The 23,300-nt window shown below is 46.5% G+C and carries 28 protein-coding genes and 1 pseudogene; 20 read left to right on the top strand and 9 right to left on the bottom strand.

The features are described 5' to 3' along the window. Positions 1-33: 33 nt before the first annotated feature. Positions 34-2,886: a leucine-rich repeat protein gene (locus ABK01_RS00550; RefSeq protein ID WP_253675823.1), complete on the bottom strand. Its 2,853-nt coding sequence runs from the start codon at positions 2,884-2,886 to the stop codon at positions 34-36. Between the two features lie 153 nt (positions 2,887-3,039). Here ABK01_RS00550 and ABK01_RS11670 point away from each other — a divergent pair, with 153 nt between their 5' ends. The 3 genes from ABK01_RS11670 to pheT all read left to right on the top strand — a co-directional run bounded on the left by ABK01_RS11670 (position 3,040) and on the right by pheT (position 5,946). Beyond that, positions 3,040-3,165, top strand: a complete 126-nt coding sequence (locus tag ABK01_RS11670; protein ID WP_256481850.1) for a hypothetical protein — start codon at positions 3,040-3,042, stop codon at positions 3,163-3,165. A 28-nt stretch (positions 3,166-3,193) separates the two neighbouring features. Continuing rightward, on the top strand, positions 3,194-3,742 hold the full coding sequence (locus ABK01_RS00545; protein ID WP_253675822.1) for a GNAT family N-acetyltransferase: 549 nt from the start codon (positions 3,194-3,196) through the stop codon (positions 3,740-3,742). Between the two features lie 473 nt (positions 3,743-4,215). Beyond that, a complete protein-coding gene (gene pheT, locus ABK01_RS00540) occupies positions 4,216-5,946 on the top strand; it encodes a phenylalanine--tRNA ligase subunit beta (RefSeq protein ID WP_253675821.1) in 1,731 nt (576 codons plus the stop codon). A 27-nt stretch (positions 5,947-5,973) separates the two neighbouring features. Here the strand turns inward: pheT and ABK01_RS00535 are convergent, their stop codons facing one another. From ABK01_RS00535 to ABK01_RS00500, 8 genes and pseudogenes are all read right to left on the bottom strand, one after another. Then, positions 5,974-7,758: a hypothetical protein gene (locus tag ABK01_RS00535; RefSeq protein ID WP_253675820.1), complete on the bottom strand. Its 1,785-nt coding sequence runs from the start codon at positions 7,756-7,758 to the stop codon at positions 5,974-5,976. Next, entirely contained in the window at positions 7,751-8,548 is a 798-nt protein-coding gene (locus ABK01_RS00530; RefSeq protein WP_253675819.1) for a hypothetical protein, read from the bottom strand. The genes ABK01_RS00535 and ABK01_RS00530 overlap by 8 nt, the downstream gene beginning before the upstream one ends. Before the next feature lie 86 nt (positions 8,549-8,634). Continuing rightward, positions 8,635-9,285 carry a sulfate/molybdate ABC transporter ATP-binding protein gene (locus tag ABK01_RS00525; RefSeq protein ID WP_253675818.1) on the bottom strand — a complete coding sequence of 217 codons (651 nt, stop codon included), beginning with the start codon at positions 9,283-9,285 and terminating at the stop codon, positions 8,635-8,637. Beyond that, positions 9,282-9,941 carry a molybdate ABC transporter permease subunit gene (modB, locus tag ABK01_RS00520; RefSeq protein ID WP_253675817.1) on the bottom strand — a complete coding sequence of 220 codons (660 nt, stop codon included), beginning with the start codon at positions 9,939-9,941 and terminating at the stop codon, positions 9,282-9,284. The genes ABK01_RS00525 and modB overlap by 4 nt, the downstream gene beginning before the upstream one ends. A gap of 60 nt (positions 9,942-10,001) precedes the next feature. Then, positions 10,002-10,634: pseudogene (gene modA / locus ABK01_RS00515) on the bottom strand (molybdate ABC transporter substrate-binding protein). Positions 10,635-10,907: 273 nt separating this feature from the next. Continuing rightward, positions 10,908-11,450 (bottom strand): MogA/MoaB family molybdenum cofactor biosynthesis protein, encoded by a 543-nt coding sequence (locus ABK01_RS00510; protein ID WP_253675816.1) that lies wholly within the window; start codon positions 11,448-11,450, stop codon positions 10,908-10,910. After that, positions 11,441-12,418 (bottom strand): molybdopterin-binding protein, encoded by a 978-nt coding sequence (locus tag ABK01_RS00505; RefSeq protein ID WP_212565614.1) that lies wholly within the window; start codon positions 12,416-12,418, stop codon positions 11,441-11,443. The genes ABK01_RS00510 and ABK01_RS00505 overlap by 10 nt, the downstream gene beginning before the upstream one ends. Positions 12,419-12,430: 12 nt before the next feature. Then, positions 12,431-14,449 carry a DUF4139 domain-containing protein gene (locus ABK01_RS00500; protein WP_253675815.1) on the bottom strand — a complete coding sequence of 673 codons (2,019 nt, stop codon included), beginning with the start codon at positions 14,447-14,449 and terminating at the stop codon, positions 12,431-12,433. Between the two features lie 570 nt (positions 14,450-15,019). On the opposite strand from ABK01_RS00500, the gene tuf reads away from it, so the two are divergent. The 17 genes from tuf (at position 15,020) to rpsH (ending at position 23,293) form a co-directional block, all read left to right on the top strand. Beyond that, positions 15,020-16,207, top strand: a complete 1,188-nt coding sequence (tuf, locus tag ABK01_RS00495) for an elongation factor Tu (protein ID WP_253675814.1) — start codon at positions 15,020-15,022, stop codon at positions 16,205-16,207. A 60-nt stretch (positions 16,208-16,267) separates the two neighbouring features. Next, positions 16,268-16,576, top strand: coding sequence for a 30S ribosomal protein S10 (gene rpsJ / locus ABK01_RS00490; RefSeq protein WP_044014196.1), 309 nt, complete (start codon positions 16,268-16,270; stop codon positions 16,574-16,576). Positions 16,577-16,649: 73 nt separating this feature from the next. Then, positions 16,650-17,276 (top strand): 50S ribosomal protein L3, encoded by a 627-nt coding sequence (rplC, locus tag ABK01_RS00485; RefSeq protein ID WP_253675813.1) that lies wholly within the window; start codon positions 16,650-16,652, stop codon positions 17,274-17,276. A 15-nt stretch (positions 17,277-17,291) separates the two neighbouring features. After that, on the top strand, positions 17,292-17,930 hold the full coding sequence (gene rplD, locus ABK01_RS00480; RefSeq protein WP_253675812.1) for a 50S ribosomal protein L4: 639 nt from the start codon (positions 17,292-17,294) through the stop codon (positions 17,928-17,930). After that, entirely contained in the window at positions 17,930-18,214 is a 285-nt protein-coding gene (locus ABK01_RS00475) for a 50S ribosomal protein L23 (RefSeq protein ID WP_253675811.1), read from the top strand. Before rplD ends, ABK01_RS00475 begins: the two co-directional genes overlap by 1 nt. A 33-nt stretch (positions 18,215-18,247) precedes the next feature. Continuing rightward, positions 18,248-19,069, top strand: coding sequence for a 50S ribosomal protein L2 (rplB, locus tag ABK01_RS00470; RefSeq protein WP_253675810.1), 822 nt, complete (start codon positions 18,248-18,250; stop codon positions 19,067-19,069). 10 nt (positions 19,070-19,079) lie between these two features. Then, a complete protein-coding gene (rpsS, locus tag ABK01_RS00465; protein WP_016522594.1) occupies positions 19,080-19,370 on the top strand; it encodes a 30S ribosomal protein S19 in 291 nt (96 codons plus the stop codon). Positions 19,371-19,379: 9 nt separating this feature from the next. Beyond that, positions 19,380-19,745 carry a 50S ribosomal protein L22 gene (rplV, locus tag ABK01_RS00460; RefSeq protein WP_212565611.1) on the top strand — a complete coding sequence of 122 codons (366 nt, stop codon included), beginning with the start codon at positions 19,380-19,382 and terminating at the stop codon, positions 19,743-19,745. A gap of 2 nt (positions 19,746-19,747) precedes the next feature. Next, entirely contained in the window at positions 19,748-20,488 is a 741-nt protein-coding gene (gene rpsC / locus ABK01_RS00455; protein ID WP_162664403.1) for a 30S ribosomal protein S3, read from the top strand. Positions 20,489-20,491: 3 nt separating this feature from the next. Further along, a complete protein-coding gene (rplP, locus tag ABK01_RS00450) occupies positions 20,492-20,911 on the top strand; it encodes a 50S ribosomal protein L16 (RefSeq protein WP_016522591.1) in 420 nt (139 codons plus the stop codon). 15 nt (positions 20,912-20,926) lie between these two features. Then, positions 20,927-21,133, top strand: a complete 207-nt coding sequence (gene rpmC / locus ABK01_RS00445) for a 50S ribosomal protein L29 (RefSeq protein ID WP_253675809.1) — start codon at positions 20,927-20,929, stop codon at positions 21,131-21,133. Positions 21,134-21,143: 10 nt separating this feature from the next. After that, complete coding sequence (gene rpsQ / locus ABK01_RS00440; RefSeq protein ID WP_006188379.1) at positions 21,144-21,416, top strand: 30S ribosomal protein S17; 273 nt, start codon at positions 21,144-21,146, stop codon at positions 21,414-21,416. Positions 21,417-21,437: 21 nt separating this feature from the next. After that, the gene (gene rplN / locus ABK01_RS00435; protein WP_044014180.1) at positions 21,438-21,806 is read left to right on the top strand and encodes a 50S ribosomal protein L14; all 369 of its coding nucleotides are present in this window, start codon (positions 21,438-21,440) and stop codon (positions 21,804-21,806) included. Between the two features lie 15 nt (positions 21,807-21,821). Then, a complete protein-coding gene (gene rplX / locus ABK01_RS00430; RefSeq protein ID WP_006188381.1) occupies positions 21,822-22,136 on the top strand; it encodes a 50S ribosomal protein L24 in 315 nt (104 codons plus the stop codon). Next, entirely contained in the window at positions 22,136-22,687 is a 552-nt protein-coding gene (gene rplE / locus ABK01_RS00425; RefSeq protein ID WP_253675808.1) for a 50S ribosomal protein L5, read from the top strand. The genes rplX and rplE overlap by 1 nt, the downstream gene beginning before the upstream one ends. Positions 22,688-22,698: 11 nt before the next feature. After that, a complete protein-coding gene (locus tag ABK01_RS00420) occupies positions 22,699-22,884 on the top strand; it encodes a type Z 30S ribosomal protein S14 (protein WP_081984397.1) in 186 nt (61 codons plus the stop codon). A gap of 10 nt (positions 22,885-22,894) precedes the next feature. After that, positions 22,895-23,293, top strand: coding sequence for a 30S ribosomal protein S8 (gene rpsH, locus ABK01_RS00415; RefSeq protein WP_162664397.1), 399 nt, complete (start codon positions 22,895-22,897; stop codon positions 23,291-23,293). Positions 23,294-23,300 lie beyond the last annotated feature (7 nt).

Here is a 23,300-nt window from a genome sequence, read left to right as displayed (position 1 = left end):
TTCATAATTATGAATTATGAATTATCCATTGAATTAAACTCCTTCAAACTTTTTTCTTTGTTCGGCTTCGTTGGCGCCGGGAACAGCCATCGTATTAAGTGCGGCAGCTGTAGTGTAGTTGCCGTAATACGCTTGCGGTACTTTTATGCTCTTTTCGCCGAGGGCTGTGCAGTTTTGGAATGCGTTCTCTAAAGAAACATTGACGGGATCATAATTGCATTTAAGCGTAACCGATGTAAGAGCTGTACAGCCTGAGAAGCATTCCTGCATATTCGTAATGCCTGAAGGAACCTCGGAAACGTACTTTAAGCTTGTACAGTTGCTAAAGCACTTTTGCATCCTTGTAACGCTTTTAGGAATATTACGCACGCTCACAAGGCTTTTGCAGGCACGAAAGGATATATCGGTAAGACCTTCTACTTCCTTTGGTAACTCAAGTGCGACTTTTTTAGTCGGATGGGCTTTCAGTTTGTCACCGAGCTTGCACGAATCGTTGTAGCGCTCTTCTAAGTCCGCTTTGGTAAGACCGGTTACTTCGATGTAGTTTACGTCTGCGGCGGAAGAGTTGGTGCCTGCAAGGAAAGCACTAAGCTCTGCGTAGGCAACGCGTACGCCGAACTTTTTTTCCGTTGTTTTCATTTTATTGGCATGGTCCTTGTAGTCTTGCAGCTGCCCCGCCGGTACTTTTATGCCGCCGTCTTCGAGCGAAGCACAGTTTCGGAATAAATCGGAGAATGAACCGTCTCTGTAATTACATTTTAGTACAACAGACTTAATTTTACCGCAGCCTTCAAAGCAGTAGCTTATAAACTGAGCAGTTGCAGGAATTTCGGGTGCTTCTATAAGGCTGCCGCAGGACTGAAAGCTCCCCTGCATATTCGTAACGTTTGCCGGTAGTGCAGGTGCCTTTGTAAGACTGCCGCAGTTCTGAAAGCACTCGTTCATATTCGTAACCGTGTCCGGTATTGCCGAAGGTGCTTTTGTAAGACTGCCGCAGTTTTGAAAGCAGGCGATAATACCTGTAACGGTTGCAGGAATTTCGGGGGCTTCTACAAGGCTGGTGCAGTTCGCAAAGCAGCGGGCAATATTCGTAACGTTTGCCGGTAGTACCGGCGCTTCTGTAAGGCTGGTGCAACCCTCAAAGCAGCTTAGCATATCCGTAACGTTTGCCGGTATTGCAGGTACCTTTGTAAGACTGCCGCAGTTCATAAAGCACTGGCGCATATTCGTAACCGTGTCCGGTATTGCAGGTACCTCTTTAAGGTTGGTGCAGTCGTAAAAGCAGTTTTGCATATTCGTAACACCTTGCGGTATTGCCGGTGCTTTTACAAGACTTGAGCAGCGATTAAAGCACTGGGTAATATCCTGAACGCTTGGCGGTATTGCAGGGGCCTCTGTAAGGCTTGAGCACTCCGTAAAGCAATTGTTCATATTCGTAACGCCGTCCGGTATGTTACGCACTTGCACAAGATTTGTGCATTGTTGAAAGCAGCTGCTCATATCCGTAAGACCTTCTACAGTTTTGGGCAGTTTAAGTGCAACCTTTTTAGTCGGGTTGTCTTTTAGGATTTGTCCGAGCGGGCCCGGGTTGGGATATGTTCCTTTTAAGTGTTCCGCCTTAAGACCGGTTACTTCGATGTAATAGATGCCGTCTGATGCAGGGCTTGCGGTTGTTAGGCAGTTCTTTAAGTCATCGCCGTTTGTGCCGTATGCTACTTTCTTGTATTTGGTAAAGCTCACTTTTACCGTCGTTGCCTCTGTGATTTTGACTTTTGCCGTTGTGCTTCCTTCCGTGCCGCCTTCTTGTAGTGCAGCGCTCGGCGTTACCGTCCACGTATCGACCATATAATCAGTGTTAGGCGTTGCGGTGAATGTTACGGTTTTATCCTTCTCCACGTTTATAGGGCTTGTCTCGGTTTCGGCTTCGCCTTCCGCCTTTGCCTTGAGCGTGCCGCCTGAGCCTTCTACGCTAAAGGCAGCGGCGTATGTAAGTACAAAGCTCACGCTGACTGTTGCAGGCTTGGTTACGGTGAGCTTGTACTCTGTGTTTGTGCCTGCTTCGGTGATGGGCTTGCCGTCGAGCATCCAGCTTTTCACCCTGTAGCCGTCGCTGGCTTTAGCGGTGAATGTTACCTGCTTGCCGTGTTCGACCTTATCGTTCGTGTTGATTACGGTACCGTCAACTTCCGCTTTCAGTGTGCCGCCGGTGCCGTCTATGCTAAAGGTTACGAGGTATTTCTTTAGCTTAAAGCTCACCTTTACTGTCGTTTCTTTGGTGATGTTTACCTTTGCCGTCAGGCTGCCGTTTGTGCCTGTTCCTGTTTCAAATGCATCGCCGGTTATGTTCCACTTATCGACTTCGTAGCCGTCGTTAGGTGTTGCGGTAAAGATAACCGTCTTATCTTTTTGAACCCCGCTGCCGTTTGTAATCTCTTTTCCGTCTACCGTTGCATTAAGCGTGCCGTTACTGCCGTCTACACCGAAGTTTACGGCGAACGTTCCGGGAGGGAGTTTTTCAAAACGTACCGTTACGGTTACCGCTTTCTCAATTTTAAGCTGATAAGAATTGTCGGTGCCGTTCACGGCATTGCCGTCAAGCGTCCAGCCCTTTACCTTGTAACCCGTGTCAGGCGTTGCAGTAAAGGTTACGGTTTTGTTCGCTTCTACTTCGTTACCGCTCTTTATTTCCGTTTCACCTATCTTTGCAGTAAGGGTGCCCCCCCCCCCGTCTACACTAAAGGTTATTTTGTACTTGGACGATGATGTCGGCTTACTTCCGTTTGCATTGGGGCAGCCGGTAAAAAGCAGTACTAAAAATGCAGCTATGATGAGCGCCGCGGCTCCTCTCAAGGTGTGCGCCTTTTTATTGGTTCTCAATTTTGTCATATAGACCTCCTGTCTTTTTTAATGGGTAATTCATAATTATGAATTCTTAATTCTTAATTACAAATTACCCATTAATTTTTACTTCTCATCAAACCGAAACAATCCGCTTGATACTATTATCATTACTCGATATTATCATCATTGCAGATAAAAATGTGGGCTTTTGAAAAGAAAGAACCGCAGTTGCCGCAAAAGAACCATGGTTACTCAATGAAAATGGAAGATATCATTGTTATTGAAGGATTTGAAATCGTCTGTTTACCGGTTTTGAAAATTTAGGACAACATTTCATGCAAAAGGATTGTGTATGATATATGCTGAAAAAGAATATCTTCTAAAAAATAACCGCGTATGTACACTGCGGAGTGCAGCTGTATCGGACGCAGCTGTAATGGTTGAATTTTTGCAGATAACCAATGAAGAAACCTATTTTATGTTGCGGTATCCGGAAGAGATTACACTTACCGAAGAGGAAGAAATAACAATCTTAAAAAACTGGGAAGAGCAGCCGAATAAATTGCTGCTGCTCGCTTTGATAGACGGTAAGGTTGTCGGCAGCTGCGGTATTGCTCCCGCTGCCGAACATCTTAAAACAAAGCACCGCGGACGCTTGGGGATTTCCGTAAGAAAGAAGTATTGGGGCATCGGTATCGGCAGTCTTCTTTTACGGGAAATACTATCCTTTGCAAAAAAGAATGGGATTGAGCAAGTTGAACTGGGTGTTTATTCCGACAATTTACGCGCGCAAAAGCTCTATGAGCGCTTCGGCTTTACCGAATGGGGACGGTTGCCCCATGCGTACAAATTAAAAGACGGTAGTTATCGGGACGAAATCAACATGGTGCTGCATCTTTAAAAGAATCAGTCAGTTTCTCTATTTCTTTGAATAGAATGTATGTCCGGTACATTAACCACCCTCAGGGCAACCGCATTATAAAATATTTTCAGAGGTTGCCTTCCTTCTGTGCGAAATTTCATAGGTATAAGGTGAGCGTCTACAATGACGCCGCTCACCTTAACCGTCAAGTTTTCTTTCGAAAACTTGCGTATTGCTGTGTGCGCTTTTCGCGCACGAATGCAACAGTTTCCAAAATTCATATTTTGTTCAACTGTTGCATTTTAAAGAAATAAAATTTCGCACATTTTTCCAGCAGACGGGTAAACGCCCTGCATCATTCTTGCCAAACAGAGGCATATTGCATATACTCTTTCAATATTATGGAGACCTCTAAAAGTTTCCGTTTTTAGAGGTTGTCCTTAGATTTATTTGCGAGACGCCTTTAACCGTATGTTTGAAAGGTTTCAAGCCGTATTAAAAAAGGATAGACTATGCCCAAGATCGATGTAAACGAACAGCTTTTTTTCAACTTGTTAGGAAAAAAATACGATTATTCCCCCGAATTTGAACATTTATTAAGCTCTGCAAAAGCGGAGCTGGACGAAGCGCCTTCCGCAGCGGCACCTCAAGATGAACGCATTATAAAAATTGAATTAAACGATACAAACCGCCCCGACCTATGGTCAACAGCGGGGCTTGCTCGCCTTTTGCGTATGCACACGGGAGGCGCTTCAAACAAAGCTCGGTATCAAGCATTTTTATCGACATTGAGTGAGCGAAAGGATTCCGGAAAACGGACAGTAACCGTAGACCCCGAATTACAGCATATCCGCCCCTTTATGACGGCGTTTGTCATTTCGGGCAAGCCCATCGACGATGCTATGTTGAAAGATATTATCCAAACGCAGGAAAAACTGTGCTGGAACTTCGGCCGGAAGCGCCGTTCCGTGTCGATGGGAGTGTACCGCAGCGAACTGATCAATTGGCCGGTACACTACCGCGCTGTTGACCCGCACACAACCTCGTTTACGCCGCTCGGCTTCGATACCGAAATGACGTGTGAACGCATTATCACCGAACACCCGAAAGGCAAAGAGTACGGTTGGATACTCAAAGATATGAAGAAGGTACCGCTCTTATCGGATTCAAAGGGCGGCGTGCTTTCAATGGCGCCGATTATCAACAGTGCGGAGATCGGTGCGGTACAGCCGGGGGATGCCGACCTGTTGGTTGAGCTGACCGGTACCGATATGCCCTCTTTGCTGCTTGCAACCAACATCGTTGCCTGTGATTTTTCCGATGCGGGATATATGATTTTACCGGTCAGCGTAGAATATCCGTATGAAACCGGCTTCGGTAAGACGATTACCACGCCGCTTTACTTCCAAGAGCCGACAAAGACGACGGTTCATGCCGTCAATAAACTCCTCGGAACGGAGCTTTCGGCGCAGGATATTGTGGAAGCGTTGGAGCGTATGGACAACACCGTTACCGTCGAGGGGGATTGCCTGTCGCTGATGCCGCCTGCATACCGAAATGACTTTTTACACGAAGTGGATATTATCGAAGACGTGATGATGGGGAAAACCGTCGAGTTCTTTGAACCGGAAACGCCGCGGGAATTTACCATCGGGCGGCTCTCTCCGGTTACCCAGCTGAGCAGAAAGATTAAAAGTTTGATGGTAGGATTCGGCTATCAAGAGATGATTTTTAACTATCTCGGTTCAAAGAAAGACTACATCGACCGCATGAATATAGACGGAGCGGCGGTAATCGAAATTGCAAACCCCATGTCGGAAAACTATCAGTTTGTCCGCCCGTCCATTATTCCGTCGCTTTTATCCGCAGAAACTGTTTCGGGCAATGCGGTCTATCCGCACCGCATCTTTGAAACGGGAAAAATCGCATACCTCGCTCCCGAAGAAAATACCGGTACGCGCACCCGCCAAAGCCTCGGCTTCTTGACTGTAAACCAAGACGCTAACTTTAACGAAGCCGCCAGCCTTGTCGCCGGTCTACTGTACTATCTGCAAATGGACTACAACGTATGCGAAACGCATGACCCGCGCTTTATAGAAGGGCGGCAAGCGGGGGTTCTTGCCGATGGAAAACAGATCGGTATTTTCGGCGAGCTGCACCCGCAAGTGTTGGAAAACTGGTCTGTTACCGTGCCGGCATTTGCGGGCGAACTCGATATTGAAAGTATCCTCGGGTATCTCTAAAAAATTTGAGGTTTTAGAGGTTTTCTCTTACACTTCCGAGCGCTGACCGATAAAGAAAAAACACATTCCGATAAAACATAGTGTGTATGCAAGCAATAACAGCAGCGGCGACAAGCTGTAGGATATGTCGGTAAGCAGGGCAATGATGAGGCGGGCGCAATACCGTCCTGCCTCTACCAGTCCTGTTGCCAGTACAAAAAAGAACGGGAATGCCAGTGCCCACGTATGCTTAAATTGCCGGTGCGGCGGAACTCTGAAACGCCATGCCAGTACGAGCATATAAATCGAAATAATCCAAATAAGAAACACATCGATAATTCTTGCTAATAGTTCCCGATGATATATTTGTGCAGGGAAGCCGTATTGTGCTCCTCGTTGCCGAAATGCATAGAGCTGAGGGAGTGTCATGGATTTTTCACCTTCGTTGGCCGCTATAATCAGCTGAAAATCATTGTATGAAAACGGCAGCCGCAGAGATGTCTGCCGCTCAATCGGCATTGTTCCTTCCAGAACGAACGGTTTTAACACTACTGCATCACGTTGCTTATCCACAGCGCGGAACAGCATGCGGAGCATAGGTACTCCATCTGCACTCTCAATCGGGATAAGTTTAATGAAAGGGATTCGAGACCGATAAAGAATCTTACCGTCGGCGGCGTATTGTGTAAGTTCACAATTCCTTCCATATATTTCCTTGATACCGTTGTTGGTAATATAAGAGAGCCCTTCTATCGTTATCTGTGCCGATGCCCTTGTACCCGAAGCAGGCACGGTAAAATGAATATTACGTACTGTTTCAAGGAGCGGCAGAGAGGCTGTTTCATCAATAAAGAAAACCTCTTCCAATACTTTTTTTCGGGTAATATCTATAAACCGGTCTATATCGGGGTCTTTTTTGAACGGATTATTTTGCTCAAGCATTCGCTTTGCATTCACAAATTGATAGTATGCTTTGATGTAGTTTCCCTGCTGGAGCATCTCGTATCCGGCTTTTTTCGCTTGGTACAAGCGGATATCGAATTCGGCGGTAAGCTCGGCGATTCCTTTTTCAATTTGATTCCATGCCTGTGCTGCCAGCCGTAAAGCTTCTTCGCGATAAGGTGCATTTTCGGCACTCAGCTGATATGCTCTCATGGCATAATAGTGTGCGGTGTAAAAATCATATTTGTTCATAAACCGCTTACTGATGAATAGCGCCCCTTCCGCTGTTAAGTTTTCAGGCTCGACAGTTTCGGAAGATTGCTCGATTTTGTTGTTTTGCTTGCGCTCAGCATTGTATGATTCGTACGATATCTTCGCCTTATCAAAAAGCTGTAATGCTTCAGGATTGTTTTTCCAGATTCCTAACGCTGCCTTCGCCTTATCATACGCTTTTTCGGCATCTCCGTTGCGTAATGAAATATCAGTCTCTTTTATAAAATCGTAATAATCCTGTGTTTTAAGTTCACTGTAGCGCCGATAGTCCACCAGCAGCGGCGATATTATTTCTATCAGTATGATATAAATGGTAATGCACGAGAAAAGCATAATAAATGCTTTTTTTAAGTAACGAAGTAATATGTCGGAAAATCTCGGAACGGTATTTTGGCCGCATGTACCGAAAATAACAGCATATCCTATCAATATGGCGGAGACCAGCAAGCTCGGCATAATCCGTATAAATAAGATGCCTGTTTCCGCTAATTTCCGGCTTAGTAAAAACTGCGGTAGCACATCGATTTTTTTGAAAAAAAACACATATATGAGGCAGCATCCGAGTCCGATCACAAAGTGAATAAAAATGGACAGCCAACCTTTTAGCATCTCAGGCATTTTTATGCGGCGCTCCTTTTTGGGTCTTTGAAGATATCAGCAGCATTTTTAAACCGCCTATGGAATGGAACACTACGGCAACGATACACAAAACAAGCGAAATTCCGTATATGCCGTTTTCCGAATTTGCTATATGGAGATTAAAAAGCGCCGCTCGAAATCCTTCCAGCTGCATATACGGATATACGAGCAACAAGGCGCCGGAAAGGAAAAGTAAGAAAAGAAGGTTGAGCAGATTCCATCGCGTTATGATGCATACAAACCAAAATGAGCTGACGCAGAAAAAAAGTGCACTTACGAAAAAGAGATATGTCGCAAAATTCAACATATAGGCAGCGTATACATCAGAAAAAAGGCTGTCGGATCCCTTTTGTAATAAGGTTAAAAAAATCGGCTTATTTATAAAAGCAGCCAACGCTTTACCGATGGGCGCTGTTGTTTTATAAGCTGCCATTGCGTTTTCGATGATGGAAAACTGCGCATAACAGGCCGGTATGACAACCGTTACGGTAAATATTAAGCACACGAGGAACAGCGTAAGGGCTACGCTCAGCTTTGCAGGGTGCCTCATTAAAAACGTGTACACCCCAATAATGGCGACCATTACCGCAAAGGGAAGCACATAACACGCCTTTTGCACCATGCAGAGAAGCAGGAGCCCCGCTGATTCTGATGCAAACGGGACAGCCATTTCATAACGCACGGCTATTCCGCCGAAAAAGGCAAAGATAACAACAGCGCTTACAAGGCTTACGAAAAAAACGCAGGGAACCAGTAGAGCATTCTTCATAGGTATCCTTAGAGTAGCACGTTATAGCGACAATCTCAAGGGTGCCTTTTGAAATAAACGGTACGGATGCCTTGTGGTTAAACAGCCTACTGCGTTTGCTCTGTCATTATCCTGCCGTTTTTGATGAACAGCGAACGGGTGCAGTACCGTTCAACTTCATCTTTATTGTGGGAAACAAAGAGGACGGGGCAAGCGGCGCGCTCGAGCGTTGCTTTTAAATCTTCGTGGAGGGAATCTTTCAGTTCGTTATCGAGGGCGGAAAACGGTTCGTCCAGCATAATCAGTGCGGGGGAGGCGGCGAGGAGACGCGCAAGGGCAACCCGCTGTTGCTGTCCGCCCGAAAGCTCTTTCGGATAGCGTCCTTCAAAGGAGGCAATATGTAAAAGCTCCAAAAACTGATCGGCTATTTCTTTTTTACGGTTCCGGTCTTTTATTCCGCAGCAAATGTTTTCCCGCACTGTCATATACGGAAAGAGCGCATACGACTGAAACATGTAACCGGCGTTCCGTTCCCGTACCGGTACATTGATGTTCCGCTCGGAATCGAAAAGAACATGCTCGTTTAAGACAATTCTGCCTGAATCGGGTGTTAGAATACCGGCAATGGATTTCAGCGTCATAGATTTTCCGCCGCCCGATTCTCCGAGTAAGCCGACAATTTCCCCCTGCGCGGCTGAAAGACTTACATCAAGGGTAAAACCTTTCATTTTTTTTACAATCGATGCTTCAAGCTTCATACCCGTTTTTCCCTCGAAAACATATTCATGATGAAAAGCGCCGCGCACGAAACGGCAGTAATCACACCGACCCATACCCACGCCGTGTGCATATCGCCGCCCGCGGTCGCAAAGTAAATAGCCATCGGGATGGTTTGAGTACGGCCGGGGATGTTTCCGGCAACCAGCAGCGTCGCGCCGAATTCTCCAAGCGAGCGGGCAAAGCTCAATGCAAGCCCTGCAAGGATGCCCGGCCATGCTTCCGGCAGCATAATGCGGATAAAGATGGCAAGCTCGCTCATACCGAGTGTGCGCGCCGCCCACACATGATCCTCATTTACCTGTTCCAACGCGCCCTTTGCTCCTTTATACATCAGCGGAAACGAAACGACGATCGAGGCAATAACCGTTGCCTGCCATGTAAATATGAGCGAAATTCCTGCTTTTGCGAGCAGCATACCGAGTGGGCTGTTTCTTCCGAATATGACGAGCAGGAAAAAGCCCAGTACCGTCGGCGGCAATACCATCGGCAAGGTAAAAAGCACATCGATAAGAACGAGTAATTTACCGCGGATATTCAAACAGAGCCGCGCCGCTGCCGTTCCCAGTATGAATACGAAAATCCCGGAAAGAACGGCTGCGCGCAGCGAGATAAAAAGCGGCGCGTAGTCAAACATAGTGTAGGTAATCCTTGAGTATCAGTCCGGTTTCAGCCGAACTGATATAAACGATGAACGTTACTTGGAAATAACGGTGAAACCATAGCGCGCAAAGACTTCTTTTGCCGCGTCGGAGAATAGGAAGTCTACAAACTTCTGCGCTTCTGCCGCGTGTTTGCTTGCCTTTACGACACCGATCGGATAAATAACTTTTTTATGACTGCCTTCGGGAGCGGTGGAACAGATGGTAACATCCTTGCTGATTTTCGCATCGGTTTCGTATACGACGCCTGCATCGACGTTGCCTGTTTATACCCACGAAAGGACTTCGCGGACATCTTTTGCAAAGATAAGCTTGGAAGCAACCTTATCGGTAAGGCCGAGATTTTGAAAAATCTGTTCGGTATACTGCCCGACCGGTACGGATTTCGGTTCGCCGACGCCGATTTTCTTTACGGAGCTTTTGGCGAGGTCTTCAAAGAAATCAAGGGCGGCTGCGTTTTTGGGGGTAATCAGAACAACCTTGTTTTCAAGGATGTTCTTTACACTTGAATCTATCATCATCCCCTTTTCCTTGAGCGCATTCATCTGCTTAATACCGGCGGAAAAGAAAACATCTGCCGGAGCGCCTTGTTCAATCTGCTGCTGCAAGGCTCCCGATGCACCGAAATTCGAGGTAATGGTTACCTGCGGATTTTTTTCGGTGTACATAGCCGAAAGATCCTGAATACAGTTTTTCAGGCTGGCTGCCGCCGAAAGCATAATTTCCGTTTTTTCGGCAGGGGCAGCCTTCTCTTTGCTTCCTCCCGCGCAGAGCGGGGCGAGTATGATGCTGCCGATAAGCAGCGCTACAACGGTTTTCTTCATAAGATCCTCCTTACGTGATTGCAAAAAACTCTAAAAAGAATTTCTCTGAAACTCTGAAAAGTTTTCGCAAAATGTTTCAGGCATCTTTAAAAACGGAAGTTTTAAAGATGCTCTTTTCTATCTGCCCCGGCTTGCAGCGCAGTCCTGCGTGCTGCCGGTAAGCATCAAAAGTGCGTGATCCAAAGCGGGCAGAATGCAAGAAAGGTTTTCTTTTACCGCCTTGGGACTTCCGGGAAGGTTGATAATCAGCGTGCGTTTTCGTATGCCCGCGATACCGCGGGAAAGCATTCCGTGCGGTGTTATTTTCATGCTTTCCGCACGCATTGCTTCTGGGATACCGGGGACGGCGCGGTCGATAACCGCAGCGGTCGCTTCAGGGGTTACATCGCGGGGAGCGAGTCCGGTGCCGCCTGTTGTAACGATAAGGTCGGCGCTGCCTTCATCGGCTATGCGTACCATCGCCTTCCGCAGCGCTTCGTACTCGTCGGGGAGCATTACCGTAGCGGTAATCTCATATCCTTGACCGGTGAGTATTTCGGCTATTATAGGGCTGCTTACATCTTTACGCAAGCCCTGAAAGCACCGGTCGGACGCGCAGATAATAGCCGCTCTATACCGGGTAGGGCTACTGTTTTGGACGGTGCTGTCGGTTACGGGCATAAGCCGCCCTCTCCCAAGAGCGCAATATCTTCAACGGTAATGGGGTCGCGGGCAAGGATACGCGGCAACAGCCGATCGAAGACGGTGCGCTTGGCATACATCACACAGCCGGGCAGCCCCGCGATAGGAACATCGCCCGCGTATGCCAACAGCATCATTGCGCCGGGAAGGACGGGGGCACCGTAGCTGACGATACGCGCGCCGCTTGCGCGGATAGCGGCGGGGGTTTTATCGTCGGGGTCGACACTCATGCCCCCTGTGCAGAGTACCATCTGGGAACCTGCTTGTATGGCTTTTTGTATCTCCGCCGTAATAGTTTCCACGTCGTCTCCGGTGTTTACGGTTTTTAACGTTTCCACGCCGTACTCTGCCAGCTTTGCCTGCACGACCGGTGCAAAGGTATCTTTAATAACCCCTGTCAGAACTTCGTGCCCCGTTACCAAAATGGTACAGGTTTTGATGCTGTAAGGGATGACGGACATCAGCGGATTGGCGGCATCGGCAATCGCAGCCACCTCAGCCATTTTTTCTTTTTCGATAAGAAGCGGAATAACCCGCATTCCCGCCGCCGTCTGTCCTTTTTTAAGCGGCACATAATTGCGCTGCGTTGCAATCATCACCTTGCCGAGCTTGTTGATTGCAAAGAGCCGGTCGGTATCGATTTTAAGCATACCGTCAACCGTTGCCTTCAACTCAATCTTGCCTTCCTTGGGGGCGGTTTTTTCCAGATTTTTCCCCATCGCCGCTGCTGCCAGAACTTCAGCCCCTTCATCCTCATGCAGCAGGTTTTCACTCTTTTCCCAAACGAACAAGTGTTCCTTGCCCATCGAGCGAAGCACCGGAATGTCCTCCTCCGTAACAATATGTCCCTTTCTAAACCGAGCGTCCTTCGACACCCCTACGATAATCTGAGTCAGGTCGTGGCACAACACATGCCCGACCGCCTCGGAAAGTGGTATTTCTTTCACTACGATGCTCCTTTATTCGATCCTGATATTCTTTACGAATGCGGTAAAGTCTTGCTGTGCGTTGGTGAGCTGCTCCGTTGCGGTTGTGATGTCTGTTTTCAACTCGTCCAGTTCGGTTTCGAGCTTGAGCAGCTTGGTTAAGAACGCTCTACCCTGCTGACTTTCAGAACCGACCGCCTCAAGATTCCTACGTACACGGTCTTGTTCCTTTCCGATTTCCGTCTGACGATCCTGCAAAGTCTTTAGGGCTTTTTCCGCCGCGGAAACCTTTTCTTTCTCCGTTATAATAGACGCAAATGCCTTCCGTACTTTTTCGGGAATTTCGGCATTGGTCGTGTAGGAAATGAATGTATTTGAATTCATATCGAATATTTTTTGAGTTGATTGATAGGTGCGAGCTTCTTCTACTTTTAGCTCGGTACCGGTATTGCCTGCAGCTTTAAACTTAAACCGATATTTGTTTGCAGTCGTTTCCGCAAGAGCTTGTTTTGATGTCAGCTCAAACCCTGTGTTCTTCGCGTGTTCGACGATAACGGTTCTCTCTTTTTTATTGGCATTTCGTATCAAATAAATCGTGCTTTGGACTTGCCGGTACGACGTTGTCATCACTCCGTCAGCCATCTTTACGGTTTCAATCGTCCTTGTGGAATCGGCTCGCTTTGAACCGGTTACTTCGATATCGTCTCCGTAAGCGATCAGGCGTTTTTCAGCTTCGGGTAAAAACTCCAAAAGAGCATCGCCTGCATATTCACCCCCGTCAAGAACCGTAATGGGGCCGGCAGGAAGTTTTAAGCCTGATGTGTTTTCAATACTGATGCAGAACTTAGGATTAACACGCTCGTTGTATGGAATGGATGAAAATACCGAATACTTTTCCGCAGGAAGAGAGGCAAGAGTGAGCGGAATCATCATACTTTGCTGCCGCTCAAGCGTAACGGGTTTTGACGGCGTAAAGGCAAACATTTCTCCCGCATCACCTGCTTCGGTCTGATTTTCAAAATAGGCGGAATTGTTTTTTTCCTGTAAGTCATCATACTCCGCTTCATCATATTCTGCGGCGACATATCCATAAGCCTCTTTTTTCATCATCGCCGACCGTTTTTCCGCAAGCGGCATAGCTGCGGCATATTCGACCGCTCTATCAGCCGAATCAAAAGTTTCTGCTTCGGCGGCTTGTGCAATTGCAAGCGGCACTTCGGGGCGATACGTATAGTAGGGGGCATAGAGGTTTTGCGTAAAACCGACCGGCCTTCCCGTTGTGAGGGTAAGCGTAATATTCTTCCAGTCGAGGTCGGTTGAATTGTCGATAATCGCCCATGCCTGAAACGCCGCTTTATCGGTACCCATGTCGAGCCGATAACTTGCTTTCCATACCGGCGCTTCCATAACATAAGAAAGACCGATTTTCCGTTCACCTTGCGCATCGATTTTAATGTCCAGTTTTTTGCGGTTCTTTGCCGAAGCGTCGAGGATAAGCGCCAAAGCGGTGTTCAAATCTTCATTTCGTTTTTTATCGGTAAATGTGAAAGACTGAATGTCCGAAAAGGCGATAATATGAATGCCGTCTTTCGCTGCAAGCGAAATAAAGAAAGTATCCGTTTCTTTTGAGCTGTTTTTATCGACGCTTAAAATCTTTCCGATAATTTGATGAGGCGTAAACAGTTCCACTTCGGCGCCCTTTTGCGCTTTTAAAATATCGTAGAGTGTTGTAGCGGCGGAAAGGTCTATTTTTAAACTTTCCAGCGTTTTTCTCAGCGTGTCCTCGGACTGATAATTGACTGCTAAACTTTTTGCGCACGGATCCGTAACGACAAGAGACTTTAGCACATCGTTAATTTGAGCGGGCGAGAACAGAAGTTCTATATTCCCCGAACCGGAAACCGTCCCTTCATGCACGTAATGCGCAACGCCTGATGAATACAGCGTTACCTTTTTAAGCGGAATATCATCCGTACTAAAATTTTTTGCAGTATCGGCTACAGCGCCGACTATACAGGCAGCGGATAAAATCGTAAAAATCATATTCTTCATTAAGGCTTCCTTATTTATTTCCTGATTTTACCATACCTTCATACTTTTGGGACAGCCCCATTTTTTTTCGGCAAGTAACCTCTGTTATTCTGCGGGGATATCCTCAAAACAGCCTGATGCGTTTGTCCGACAATGGCTTGACATTTATTATTCAAAATAGTATAGTCGCTCTGTTCAATTGGATAAACGGCTAGAGTCCGCGTATCCGGTATTCTTTAAGAGTTTTCCGGTACCGTAAAGCCCCTTTTTGGTGCAGGTTTCCGTGTTAGCTGCTTTCCTAAGCGGCTAAGGGGTTCGCCCTATTACTCTGCAGGATGCCAAACCAGTCATCGGAATGGATTCTGATGATGATCAGGTGGATCCGAATAAGGCTTGTCGAATTGCTATGACGAGCTTGCGTAACACGTCTTTTGTAACGGTGTTTACTGTCTGATTATCCCGCATTCTATTCTTTTCTGTATTTGGTATTCGATTTTAGAACATTTTTTTTTCATTTTCAATATGGAAATGGTCTCGCTGTTTGATGGGCGGGGTTTTGTTAGTTGCCTATTGTCTGTTAGGAGGATTTACATGGCAAAGGAAAAGTTCGAGAGAACAAAAGTTCACATGAATGTTGGTACCATCGGTCACGTTGACCATGGTAAGACAACTCTTTCGGCAGCGATCACTACTCATTGTGCAAAGAAGTATGGTGATAAGCTTCTTAAATATGATGAGATTGATAATGCGCCGGAGGAAAAGGCTCGCGGTATTACTATTAATACTCGTCACTTGGAATATCAGTCCGACAAGCGTCACTATGCGCACATCGACTGTCCCGGACACGCCGACTATGTTAAGAACATGATCACCGGTGCTGCTCAGATGGACGGTGCAATTCTTGTTGTTTCGGCTCCGGACTCGGTTATGCCTCAGACTAAAGAGCATATCCTGCTTGCTCGTCAGGTTGGTGTTCCTTCTATTATTGTTTTCCTTAATAAGGTTGACCTTGTTGATGATCCTGAGCTTATTGAATTGGTAGAGGAAGAAGTTCGCGAGACGCTTGAATCTTACGGCTTCCCCCGCGATACGCCGATTATCAAGGGGTCTGCTTTTAAGGCATTGGCTGACGGCGCTTCCGTTGAAGACACTGCTTGTATCGATGAGTTGCTTAATACTATGGATAGTTATTTTGCCGATCCTGTACGTGATGATGCAAAGCCTTTCTTGATGCCGATTGAAGATATCTTTACGATTTCGGGACGCGGTACTGTTGTTACCGGACGTATCGAGCGCGGTGTTATCAATCTTAACGACGAAGTTGAAATTGTCGGTATTAAGCCGACGAAGAAAACTGTTGTTACCGGTATCGAAATGTTCAACAAGCTGCTTGATCAAGGTATGGCCGGTGATAACGTTGGTCTCTTGCTTCGCGGTATTGATAAGAAAGAGGTTGAAAGAGGTCAGGTTTTAGCTAAGCCGGGCACTATCCAGCCGCATACTAAGTTTGAAGCGCAGATTTATGTTCTTTCGAAGGATGAAGGCGGTCGTCATAGCCCGTTCTTCTCGGGTTATCGTCCGCAGTTCTATTTCAGAACGACCGATATTACCGGAACCGTTACACTTCCTGAGGGTGTTGATATGGTTAAGCCGGGTGATAACACTAAGATTATTGGTGAGCTGATCCATCCTATCGCTATGGATAAGGGGCTTAAGCTTGCTATTCGTGAAGGCGGCCGGACTATCGCCTCCGGACAGGTTACGGAGATTTTAGCGTAATAAAAAAACAAGGCGGTCGGGTAGGCGCTATTCGGCCGCTTGTTTTTGTACGGAGGAAATATGGCTAAGGAAAAGATTCGCGTTAAGCTTCGCGGATTTGATGTTGAGTTGGTTGATCAAAGTTCTAAAGCGATTGTGCAAGCTGTGCAGAAAGTTGGGGCAAAGGTGTTGGGGCCGGTTCCGCTTCCTACGCGTATAAATAAATTTACCGTGCTTCGTTCTCCGCACGTAAATAAAAAATCACGCGAGCAGTTTGAAATGCGGACGCACAAACGATTGATCGATATTATTGAGCCTTCTGCAGAAGTGATGAACGCTTTGATGGCGTTGGAGCTTTCCGCAGGGGTTGATGTAGAAATTAAACAATAAAAGAACGGTAGACGGCATTTAATCAGGATGTGCGTACCGGAGAAGCGATGAGTTTCTCAAGGAGTTGTGAGTTATGGTTGGTCTGATTGGTAAAAAAATCGGCATGACCCAGTTATTTGATGATGAGGGGCGGCTGACACCCGTTACCGTTTTGCAGGTAGTGCCGAATACGGTGGTTGCGGTAAAAGATGCGGATCACTTCGGTTATGAAGCGGTTGTGTTGGGAACGGGTGAATTAAAAGAAGGGCGTGTTTCAAAGGTATATGCAAATCAGTTTGCAGAAGGTGTCGCGCCTGTCCGTCTTTTAAAAGAATTTAGAGGTTTTGATAAAGAAGTTACTGTCGGTGCAAAAATCGGCGTCGAAGTTTTGGAATCTGTTCGGTATCTTGATATTACCGCAATTTCAAAAGGAAAGGGCTTTCAGGGTGTTGTAAGGCGCTATGGCTTCGGCGGCGGACGTGCTTCTCACGGTTCAAAGTTTCACCGTGAACCCGGTTCGACAGGGCAGTGTACCAGTCCGGGGCGATCGTTTAAAAACGTGAAGATGCCCGGTCACATGGGTGCCGAGCGAGTAACGGTACAGAATTTGAGGCTTGAAAAAATAGATCCCGAATTGGGCGTCGTTATGGTGCGTGGTTCCGTTCCCGGTAAAAAGGATGCGGTTGTGTTCCTTAAATCCGCTGTAAAACGGGAAAGATAACGGCAGGAGAAGAGGATGGAAAAGAAAGTCTATTCGATTGATGGTAAGGAATTGCGGACAATTGAACTTAACGATGCGGTGTTCGGTTTGCCTGTTAATGAAGATGTCATTTACTATGCCATTACAAATGAATTAGCAAATATGCGTGTCGGTACGGCGTGTACAAAAGGTCGTGCTGAGGTAAACGGTTCTAATGCAAAGCCGTATAAGCAGAAGGGTACGGGACGTGCTCGCCGTGGTGATAAAAAATCACCGCTTTTAATCGGCGGTGGTACGATTTTCGGGCCGAAGCCGCGTGATTACGGCTATGCAATTCCGAAAAAAGCAAAACGGTTGGCGATGAAGTCTATTTTAAGCTTAAAAGCTCAGGATGAAGATCGCCTTGTTGTTATAGAAGATTTTACGGTTGAAACCGGTAAAACGAAAGACCTGGTAAAGATATTGCAGTCATTTGTTCAGGATGAGCGCGCGGTGCTTGTGTTGAAAGATGATGATGCGATGTTGAAGCGTGCAGGAAGAAATATCCCTACGCTGTCGTTTTTAACGTATAACCGTTTGCGTGCGCATGATCTGTTTTATGGACGGAAAGTGCTGATGCTTGAGTCTGCTGCAAAAAATCTTTCGAGCTTTTATGCGGCTGAGGGGGCTGAGTAATGCAATATACTGATATTATTATAGCGCCTGTGCTTACGGAAAAATCAAACGAGATGCGTGAGCAGCGTAAATATGTTTTTAAGGTGGATCCGCGCTCTACAAAGGTGCAGATTAAGGAAGCAGTACGGAAGCTTTTTAATGTGAAAGTGCTTAATTGTGCTGTTGTAAACGTCGACGGAAAAATGCGTCGAGTTCGCTATCGGGCAGGTAAGACTGCAAGCTGGAAAAAAGCTATTGTGACGCTTGCTGAAGGCGAATCGATTAAAGTTTTTGAAGGTGCGTAACAGCACTTATCGCTGCTTTGAAGGGGAAGATAAATGGCTCTTAAATTATATAAGCCTATAACACCGGGTATGCGCGGTCGAATTGACTTGCTGCGTGATGAAATCACTGTGCAGAAACCTGAAAAAAGCCTTACAACCGGAAAAAAATCCAATGCGGGGCGGGATAGCCATGGGCGTATTTCCGTTCGGCATCAGGGCGGTGGACATAAGCGGAAGTATCGTGAGATCGATTTTAAACGCAATAAGTACGGTATTCCGGGTACGGTTCGAACTATCGAATATGATCCGAACCGTAGTGCAAATATCGCATTGATCTTTTACGCCGACGGCGAAAAACGATACATCCTTGCTCCTAAGGGGTTGAAGGTTGGACAAAAGATTATGAGCGGAACAATGGCTGCACTTGAGCTTGCGAATGCGTTGCCGCTTGAATCCATACCGGTCGGTTTTACCGTCCATAATGTTGAGTTGACGCTGGGAAAGGGTGGGCAAATGGCTCGTTCCGCCGGTGCTGCTGCGCTCATTGCTGCAAAAGAAGGTGATTATGTAACATTGCGCCTTCCTTCAGGTGAGACCCGCTTAGTGCATAAAAAATGCTATGCAACAATCGGTGAAGTTGGAAATGCCGATCACATGAATATCAATTTGGGAAAGGCGGGGCGTGCACGTTGGCGCGGTATTCGTCCTTCCGTACGCGGTATGGCTATGAACCCTGTCGATCACCCGCTTGGTGGTGGTGAAGGACGCGGAAAAGGACGTAATCCTGTTACTCCGTGGGGTCAGCCTTGTAAGGGATATAAAACCCGTAAGAAGAAGAATACTTCGGATCGGTTTATTGTTTCACGGCGGAAGTAGGGAGTAGAGAATGTCAAGATCTGTTAAAAAGGGCCCTTTTGTAGAAAAAAGCCTGTACAAAAAGGTTGTTGAAATGAGCAAGACGGGAGATCAGAAAACAAAAAAGATGGTTAAGTCTTACTCCCGATGCTCCACGATTATACCTGAGATGGTTGGTTTTACTATTTCGGTATACAACGGTAAATCATGGATCCCTGTGTATATCACAGAGGAATTTGTTGGACACAAGCTTGGTGAGTTTGCTCCTACCCGTATTTTCCGCGGGCACGGCGGCTCGGATAAAAAAGCGGCGAAAAAGTAGGTGGAAATAATGGCTGAAACAACTGCAAAAAACGGTTACCGCGCTACGATAAAGTATTTTATTGCTTCTCCGACAAAAGTTCGACCGGTTGCGAATGTGATTAAACGCAAGTCTTATACCGATGCAATGGCGATCTTAGAGCACATACCCAATAAAGGGGCAGCGCTGATTTCACAGACGGTTAAGTCTGCTGCTTCGAATGCTTTGAACGGTAATAAAAAACTGGATGAAGATATGCTCTATATCAAAGAGATCCGTATTGATGAAGGACCGAGACTCAAGCGCTTATGGTGCCGCGGCCGCGGACGTGCGGATGTTCAATTAAAACGAATGTGTCACATTACGGTAATAGTTGACGAAAAGGCGGGAGCGTAAGTATGGGACAGAAAGTAAACCCTATCGGGTTAAGACTTGGAATTAACAAAACATGGGCGTCTCGCTGGTATGCAAGTCCGAGAGAATACGCAGATTTGTTGCACGAAGACTTAAAGATTCGCGCAATGCTCCAGACGATGCCTGAGTGTAAAAATGCGGATGTCGCCGACATCGAAATCATCCGTCATCCTCAGCGTGTAACAATTGTTATTCATACTGCGCGGCCGGGTGTTATCATCGGAACGAAAGGTGCCAATATTGAAAAAATCGGCGCTATTATTCAGAAAGAGCTGAATAAAAAAGTTCAGATCAAGATTAAAGAGGTGAAGCGTGCCGAATTAAATGCTTCTCTCGTCGCCCAAAATGTTGCTCGTCAGTTGATGGGGCGCGCCTCTTTTAGAAAAGCCTTAAAGCAAGGCTGCTTTTCTACGATGAAGGCCGGTGCACAGGGAATTAAAATCCGTGTTTCAGGCCGTCTCGGCGGCGCTGAAATGTCCCGAACCGAAGAAATGAAGGAAGGGCGAATACCGTTGCACACACTCCGTGCGGATATCGACTACGGTTTTGCGGAAGCGCATACCACCTACGGGAAAATCGGTGTAAAAGTTTGGCTCTATAGCGGTATGATGTACGGCAGCGACCAAAAAGATGACGCCGGTTTATTGTTAAAAAAACAGCGCAAGGAACGCGCTCCTCGGTCGGAAAAAGGCCGCGGCGAGCGTGCGGAAGCAGGGAGGGATTAAGCGATGGCTTTAAGTCCTAAGAGAGTAAAATACCGCAAGATTCAGCGCGGTAGAGTTAAGGGAAACGCAACACGGTGTAATCATATCGACTTCGGTGAATTTGCATTGGTATCGCTTGAACCCTTTTGGCTGACTAATCGCCAGCTCGAAGCTGCTCGTGTTGCTTTAAACAGAAAGGTAAAGCGCGGCGGTAAGTTGTGGATACGTGTATTCCCCGATAAGCCGTATACAAAAAAACCGGCTGAAACACGTATGGGTAAAGGTAAGGGGGCTCCGGAATATTGGGTCGCTGTTGTAAGACCCGGAACGGTGCTGTTTGAGCTTACCGGTATTGATCGCTCGCTTGCGGAAGAGGCTATGCGTTTGGCAGGAAGTAAACTTCCGTTTAAGACCCGCTTTGCCGAGCAGCCGCGCGATAACTAAGATGGAGTTTTCCGAATGAAAAAGCCGAACTATAAAGATTTATCCCTTGCCGAATTGGTGGCAAAGCGGAGCGAACTTAAACAAAAATATATGGATTTGAGGTTTCAGTTTGTAGTGGGACACGTAGAGAACCCTATGCTGAAACGGTCTATGCGCCGCGAAATTGCAGCGCTGAACACATTTATCCGGCAGAAAGAGCTGTCCGGTGTAAGTGCAGAGTAGGAGCAGGCCCGTGGAAGAAACAACGGCAAAAAAGAAATCCGGGAACCGCGAGTTTGTTGGTTTGGTAACCAGCGATAAAATGGATAAAACCATTGTTGTGCAGGTCGCTACCAAGAAACTTCATCGGCTGTATAAAAAGTATGTGCTCAATACAAAAAAGTATAAGGCGCATGACGAACAAAATACAGCTCACATTGGTGATACGGTGCGTATTGTAGAGAACCGTCCGATCAGCAAGGAAAAATGCTGGCGTTTGGCGGAGATTATTGAGCGTGCAAAATAACGAGTAAGGAGCGTCTATATTATGGTTCAAGTAGAAACAAGATTAAACGTTGCCGATAACTCGGGTGCAAAAATTGTACAGTGTATTAAGGTGCTCGGCGGATCTCACCGCCGGTATGCCGGTATCGGTGATATCATTGTAGTAGCGGTAAAGGATGCCCTTCCGACGTCTACAATTAAAAAGGGTTCTGTAGAAAAAGCGGTTATCGTCCGCGTTTCTAAAGAATATCGCCGTCCTGACGGGACATATATCCGCTTTGACGATAACGCCTGTGTGTTGGTCGATGCGAATAAGAACCCCAAGGGTAAGCGTGTTTTCGGGCCTGTCGCGCGCGAGCTGCGTGATATGGATTTTATGAAAATCGTATCGCTTGCGCCTGAAGTTCTATAAGGAGATTGAGCATTTATGGAAGGAAAAATCAAGATCCGTAAGAACGATACGGTAGAAGTGATTGCGGGAAGCGAGAAAGGAAAGCGCGGCGCTGTATTGCGTGTTTTACCTGAAAAGAATCAAGTGATTATTCAGGGCATCAATATGGGGAAAAAAGCAATGCGCAAGCGTTCTCAGCAGGATCAGGGCGGAATTGCCGAAATCGAGATGCCGATACATATTTCAAATGTCATGATAGTCGGTAAGAAAAGCGGCGTATCTCGCATTGGATATAAGATGGACGGCGATAAAAAAGTGCGTTTTTGCCGTAAGGGTGGAGAAGTATTATAATGAGCAATTATGTGCCACGGCTTAAGAAAATCTATACGGAAACGATAACGCCTGAGCTTACAAAAGAGTTCGGCTATACTACGGTTATGCAGGTGCCGAAGCTTGTTAAAATCGTACTCAGTATGGGGGTTGGCGAAGCATTGACAAATAAAAAATTGCTTGATGCTGCAGTAACCGATCTCGGTATTATTACCGGCCAAAAAGCGGTAAAAACAAAGGCAAAGAAAAGTATTGCTAACTTTAAACTTCGTGAAGGACATGAAATCGGGGCAATGGTAACATTGCGCGGAGCCAAAATGTATGAATTTTTGGATCGCTTTATTAATATTGCGCTGCCTCGTGTTAAAGATTTCCGCGGTGTCAATCCGAATGGGTTTGACGGGAGAGGAAATTATTCATTAGGTGTTACGGAACAGATTATTTTCCCTGAAATCGACTTTGATAAAATCGAAAAGATTGCAGGTTTGAATATCAACGTCGTAACGACGGCAAAAACCGATAAAGAGGCGCGGGCGCTTCTTTTGAAGTTCGGCATGCCCTTTAGAAAGTAAGAGAGGTTTTCATGGCAACAACAGCAATGATAAATAAGGCAAACAGCACGCCGAAGTATTCCAGCCGCCAATATAATCGCTGCAGAGTATGCGGCCGTCCGCGCGGATATATGAGAAAATTTCAGATGTGCCGTATTTGTTTTCGCAAATTAGCAAGTGAAGGCCAGATACCTGGCGTTACAAAATCAAGTTGGTAGGAGGTAAAAAATGAGCGTTTCAGATCCCGTCGCAGATATGCTTACAAAGATTCGGAATGCAGCGGCAGCCGGTCATGAGAAAGTCGATGTGCCTTCTTCAAAGTTAAAACTTGAAATTGTGAAGATTTTGAAAACCGAAGGTTTTATTAAGAACTTTAAAAGACTTAACGAAGCCGGCGCAAGTACGATCCGGATGTTTTTAAAATACGATGATAATGAATTACCCGTTATTCATGGTATTGAAAAAGTGTCTACACCCGGACGCCGCGTATATTCAGGATATAAGATGCTTCCCCGCGTATATAACGGGTACGGTACTCTTATTCTTTCAACTTCGGTGGGCGTTATCACCGGCAAGCACGCAAGCGAAAAGCAGGTTGGCGGCGAGCTTATCTGCAAAGTTTGGTAGGAGGCGA

Origin of the sequence: Treponema sp. OMZ 305 (assembly GCF_024181325.1) — a bacterium.
Lineage (GTDB): Bacteria > Spirochaetota > Spirochaetia > Treponematales > Treponemataceae > Treponema.
Note: the sequence above shows the minus strand (reverse complement) of the source record. Positions and strands in the feature narration are given on the sequence as shown.

Excerpts from the sequence above, each read along its gene's own strand:
- ABK01_RS00550 (WP_253675823.1), bottom strand. The coding sequence starts at position 2,886 with ATGACAAAATTGAGAACCAATAAAAAGGCGCACACCTTGAGAGGAGCC.
- ABK01_RS11670 (WP_256481850.1), top strand. The coding sequence starts at position 3,040 with ATGTGGGCTTTTGAAAAGAAAGAACCGCAGTTGCCGCAAAAGAACCAT.
- ABK01_RS00545 (WP_253675822.1), top strand. The coding sequence starts at position 3,194 with ATGATATATGCTGAAAAAGAATATCTTCTAAAAAATAACCGCGTATGT.
- pheT (WP_253675821.1), top strand. The coding sequence starts at position 4,216 with ATGCCCAAGATCGATGTAAACGAACAGCTTTTTTTCAACTTGTTAGGA.
- ABK01_RS00535 (WP_253675820.1), bottom strand. The coding sequence starts at position 7,758 with ATGCCTGAGATGCTAAAAGGTTGGCTGTCCATTTTTATTCACTTTGTG.
- ABK01_RS00530 (WP_253675819.1), bottom strand. The coding sequence starts at position 8,548 with ATGAAGAATGCTCTACTGGTTCCCTGCGTTTTTTTCGTAAGCCTTGTA.
- ABK01_RS00525 (WP_253675818.1), bottom strand. The coding sequence starts at position 9,285 with ATGAAGCTTGAAGCATCGATTGTAAAAAAAATGAAAGGTTTTACCCTT.
- modB (WP_253675817.1), bottom strand. The coding sequence starts at position 9,941 with ATGTTTGACTACGCGCCGCTTTTTATCTCGCTGCGCGCAGCCGTTCTT.
- ABK01_RS00510 (WP_253675816.1), bottom strand. The coding sequence starts at position 11,450 with ATGCCCGTAACCGACAGCACCGTCCAAAACAGTAGCCCTACCCGGTAT.
- ABK01_RS00500 (WP_253675815.1), bottom strand. The coding sequence starts at position 14,449 with ATGAAGAATATGATTTTTACGATTTTATCCGCTGCCTGTATAGTCGGC.
- tuf (WP_253675814.1), top strand. The coding sequence starts at position 15,020 with ATGGCAAAGGAAAAGTTCGAGAGAACAAAAGTTCACATGAATGTTGGT.
- rpsJ (WP_044014196.1), top strand. The coding sequence starts at position 16,268 with ATGGCTAAGGAAAAGATTCGCGTTAAGCTTCGCGGATTTGATGTTGAG.
- rplC (WP_253675813.1), top strand. The coding sequence starts at position 16,650 with ATGGTTGGTCTGATTGGTAAAAAAATCGGCATGACCCAGTTATTTGAT.
- rplD (WP_253675812.1), top strand. The coding sequence starts at position 17,292 with ATGGAAAAGAAAGTCTATTCGATTGATGGTAAGGAATTGCGGACAATT.
- ABK01_RS00475 (WP_253675811.1), top strand. The coding sequence starts at position 17,930 with ATGCAATATACTGATATTATTATAGCGCCTGTGCTTACGGAAAAATCA.
- rplB (WP_253675810.1), top strand. The coding sequence starts at position 18,248 with ATGGCTCTTAAATTATATAAGCCTATAACACCGGGTATGCGCGGTCGA.
- rpsS (WP_016522594.1), top strand. The coding sequence starts at position 19,080 with ATGTCAAGATCTGTTAAAAAGGGCCCTTTTGTAGAAAAAAGCCTGTAC.
- rplV (WP_212565611.1), top strand. The coding sequence starts at position 19,380 with ATGGCTGAAACAACTGCAAAAAACGGTTACCGCGCTACGATAAAGTAT.
- rpsC (WP_162664403.1), top strand. The coding sequence starts at position 19,748 with ATGGGACAGAAAGTAAACCCTATCGGGTTAAGACTTGGAATTAACAAA.
- rplP (WP_016522591.1), top strand. The coding sequence starts at position 20,492 with ATGGCTTTAAGTCCTAAGAGAGTAAAATACCGCAAGATTCAGCGCGGT.
- rpmC (WP_253675809.1), top strand. The coding sequence starts at position 20,927 with ATGAAAAAGCCGAACTATAAAGATTTATCCCTTGCCGAATTGGTGGCA.
- rplN (WP_044014180.1), top strand. The coding sequence starts at position 21,438 with ATGGTTCAAGTAGAAACAAGATTAAACGTTGCCGATAACTCGGGTGCA.
- rplX (WP_006188381.1), top strand. The coding sequence starts at position 21,822 with ATGGAAGGAAAAATCAAGATCCGTAAGAACGATACGGTAGAAGTGATT.
- rplE (WP_253675808.1), top strand. The coding sequence starts at position 22,136 with ATGAGCAATTATGTGCCACGGCTTAAGAAAATCTATACGGAAACGATA.
- ABK01_RS00420 (WP_081984397.1), top strand. The coding sequence starts at position 22,699 with ATGGCAACAACAGCAATGATAAATAAGGCAAACAGCACGCCGAAGTAT.
- rpsH (WP_162664397.1), top strand. The coding sequence starts at position 22,895 with ATGAGCGTTTCAGATCCCGTCGCAGATATGCTTACAAAGATTCGGAAT.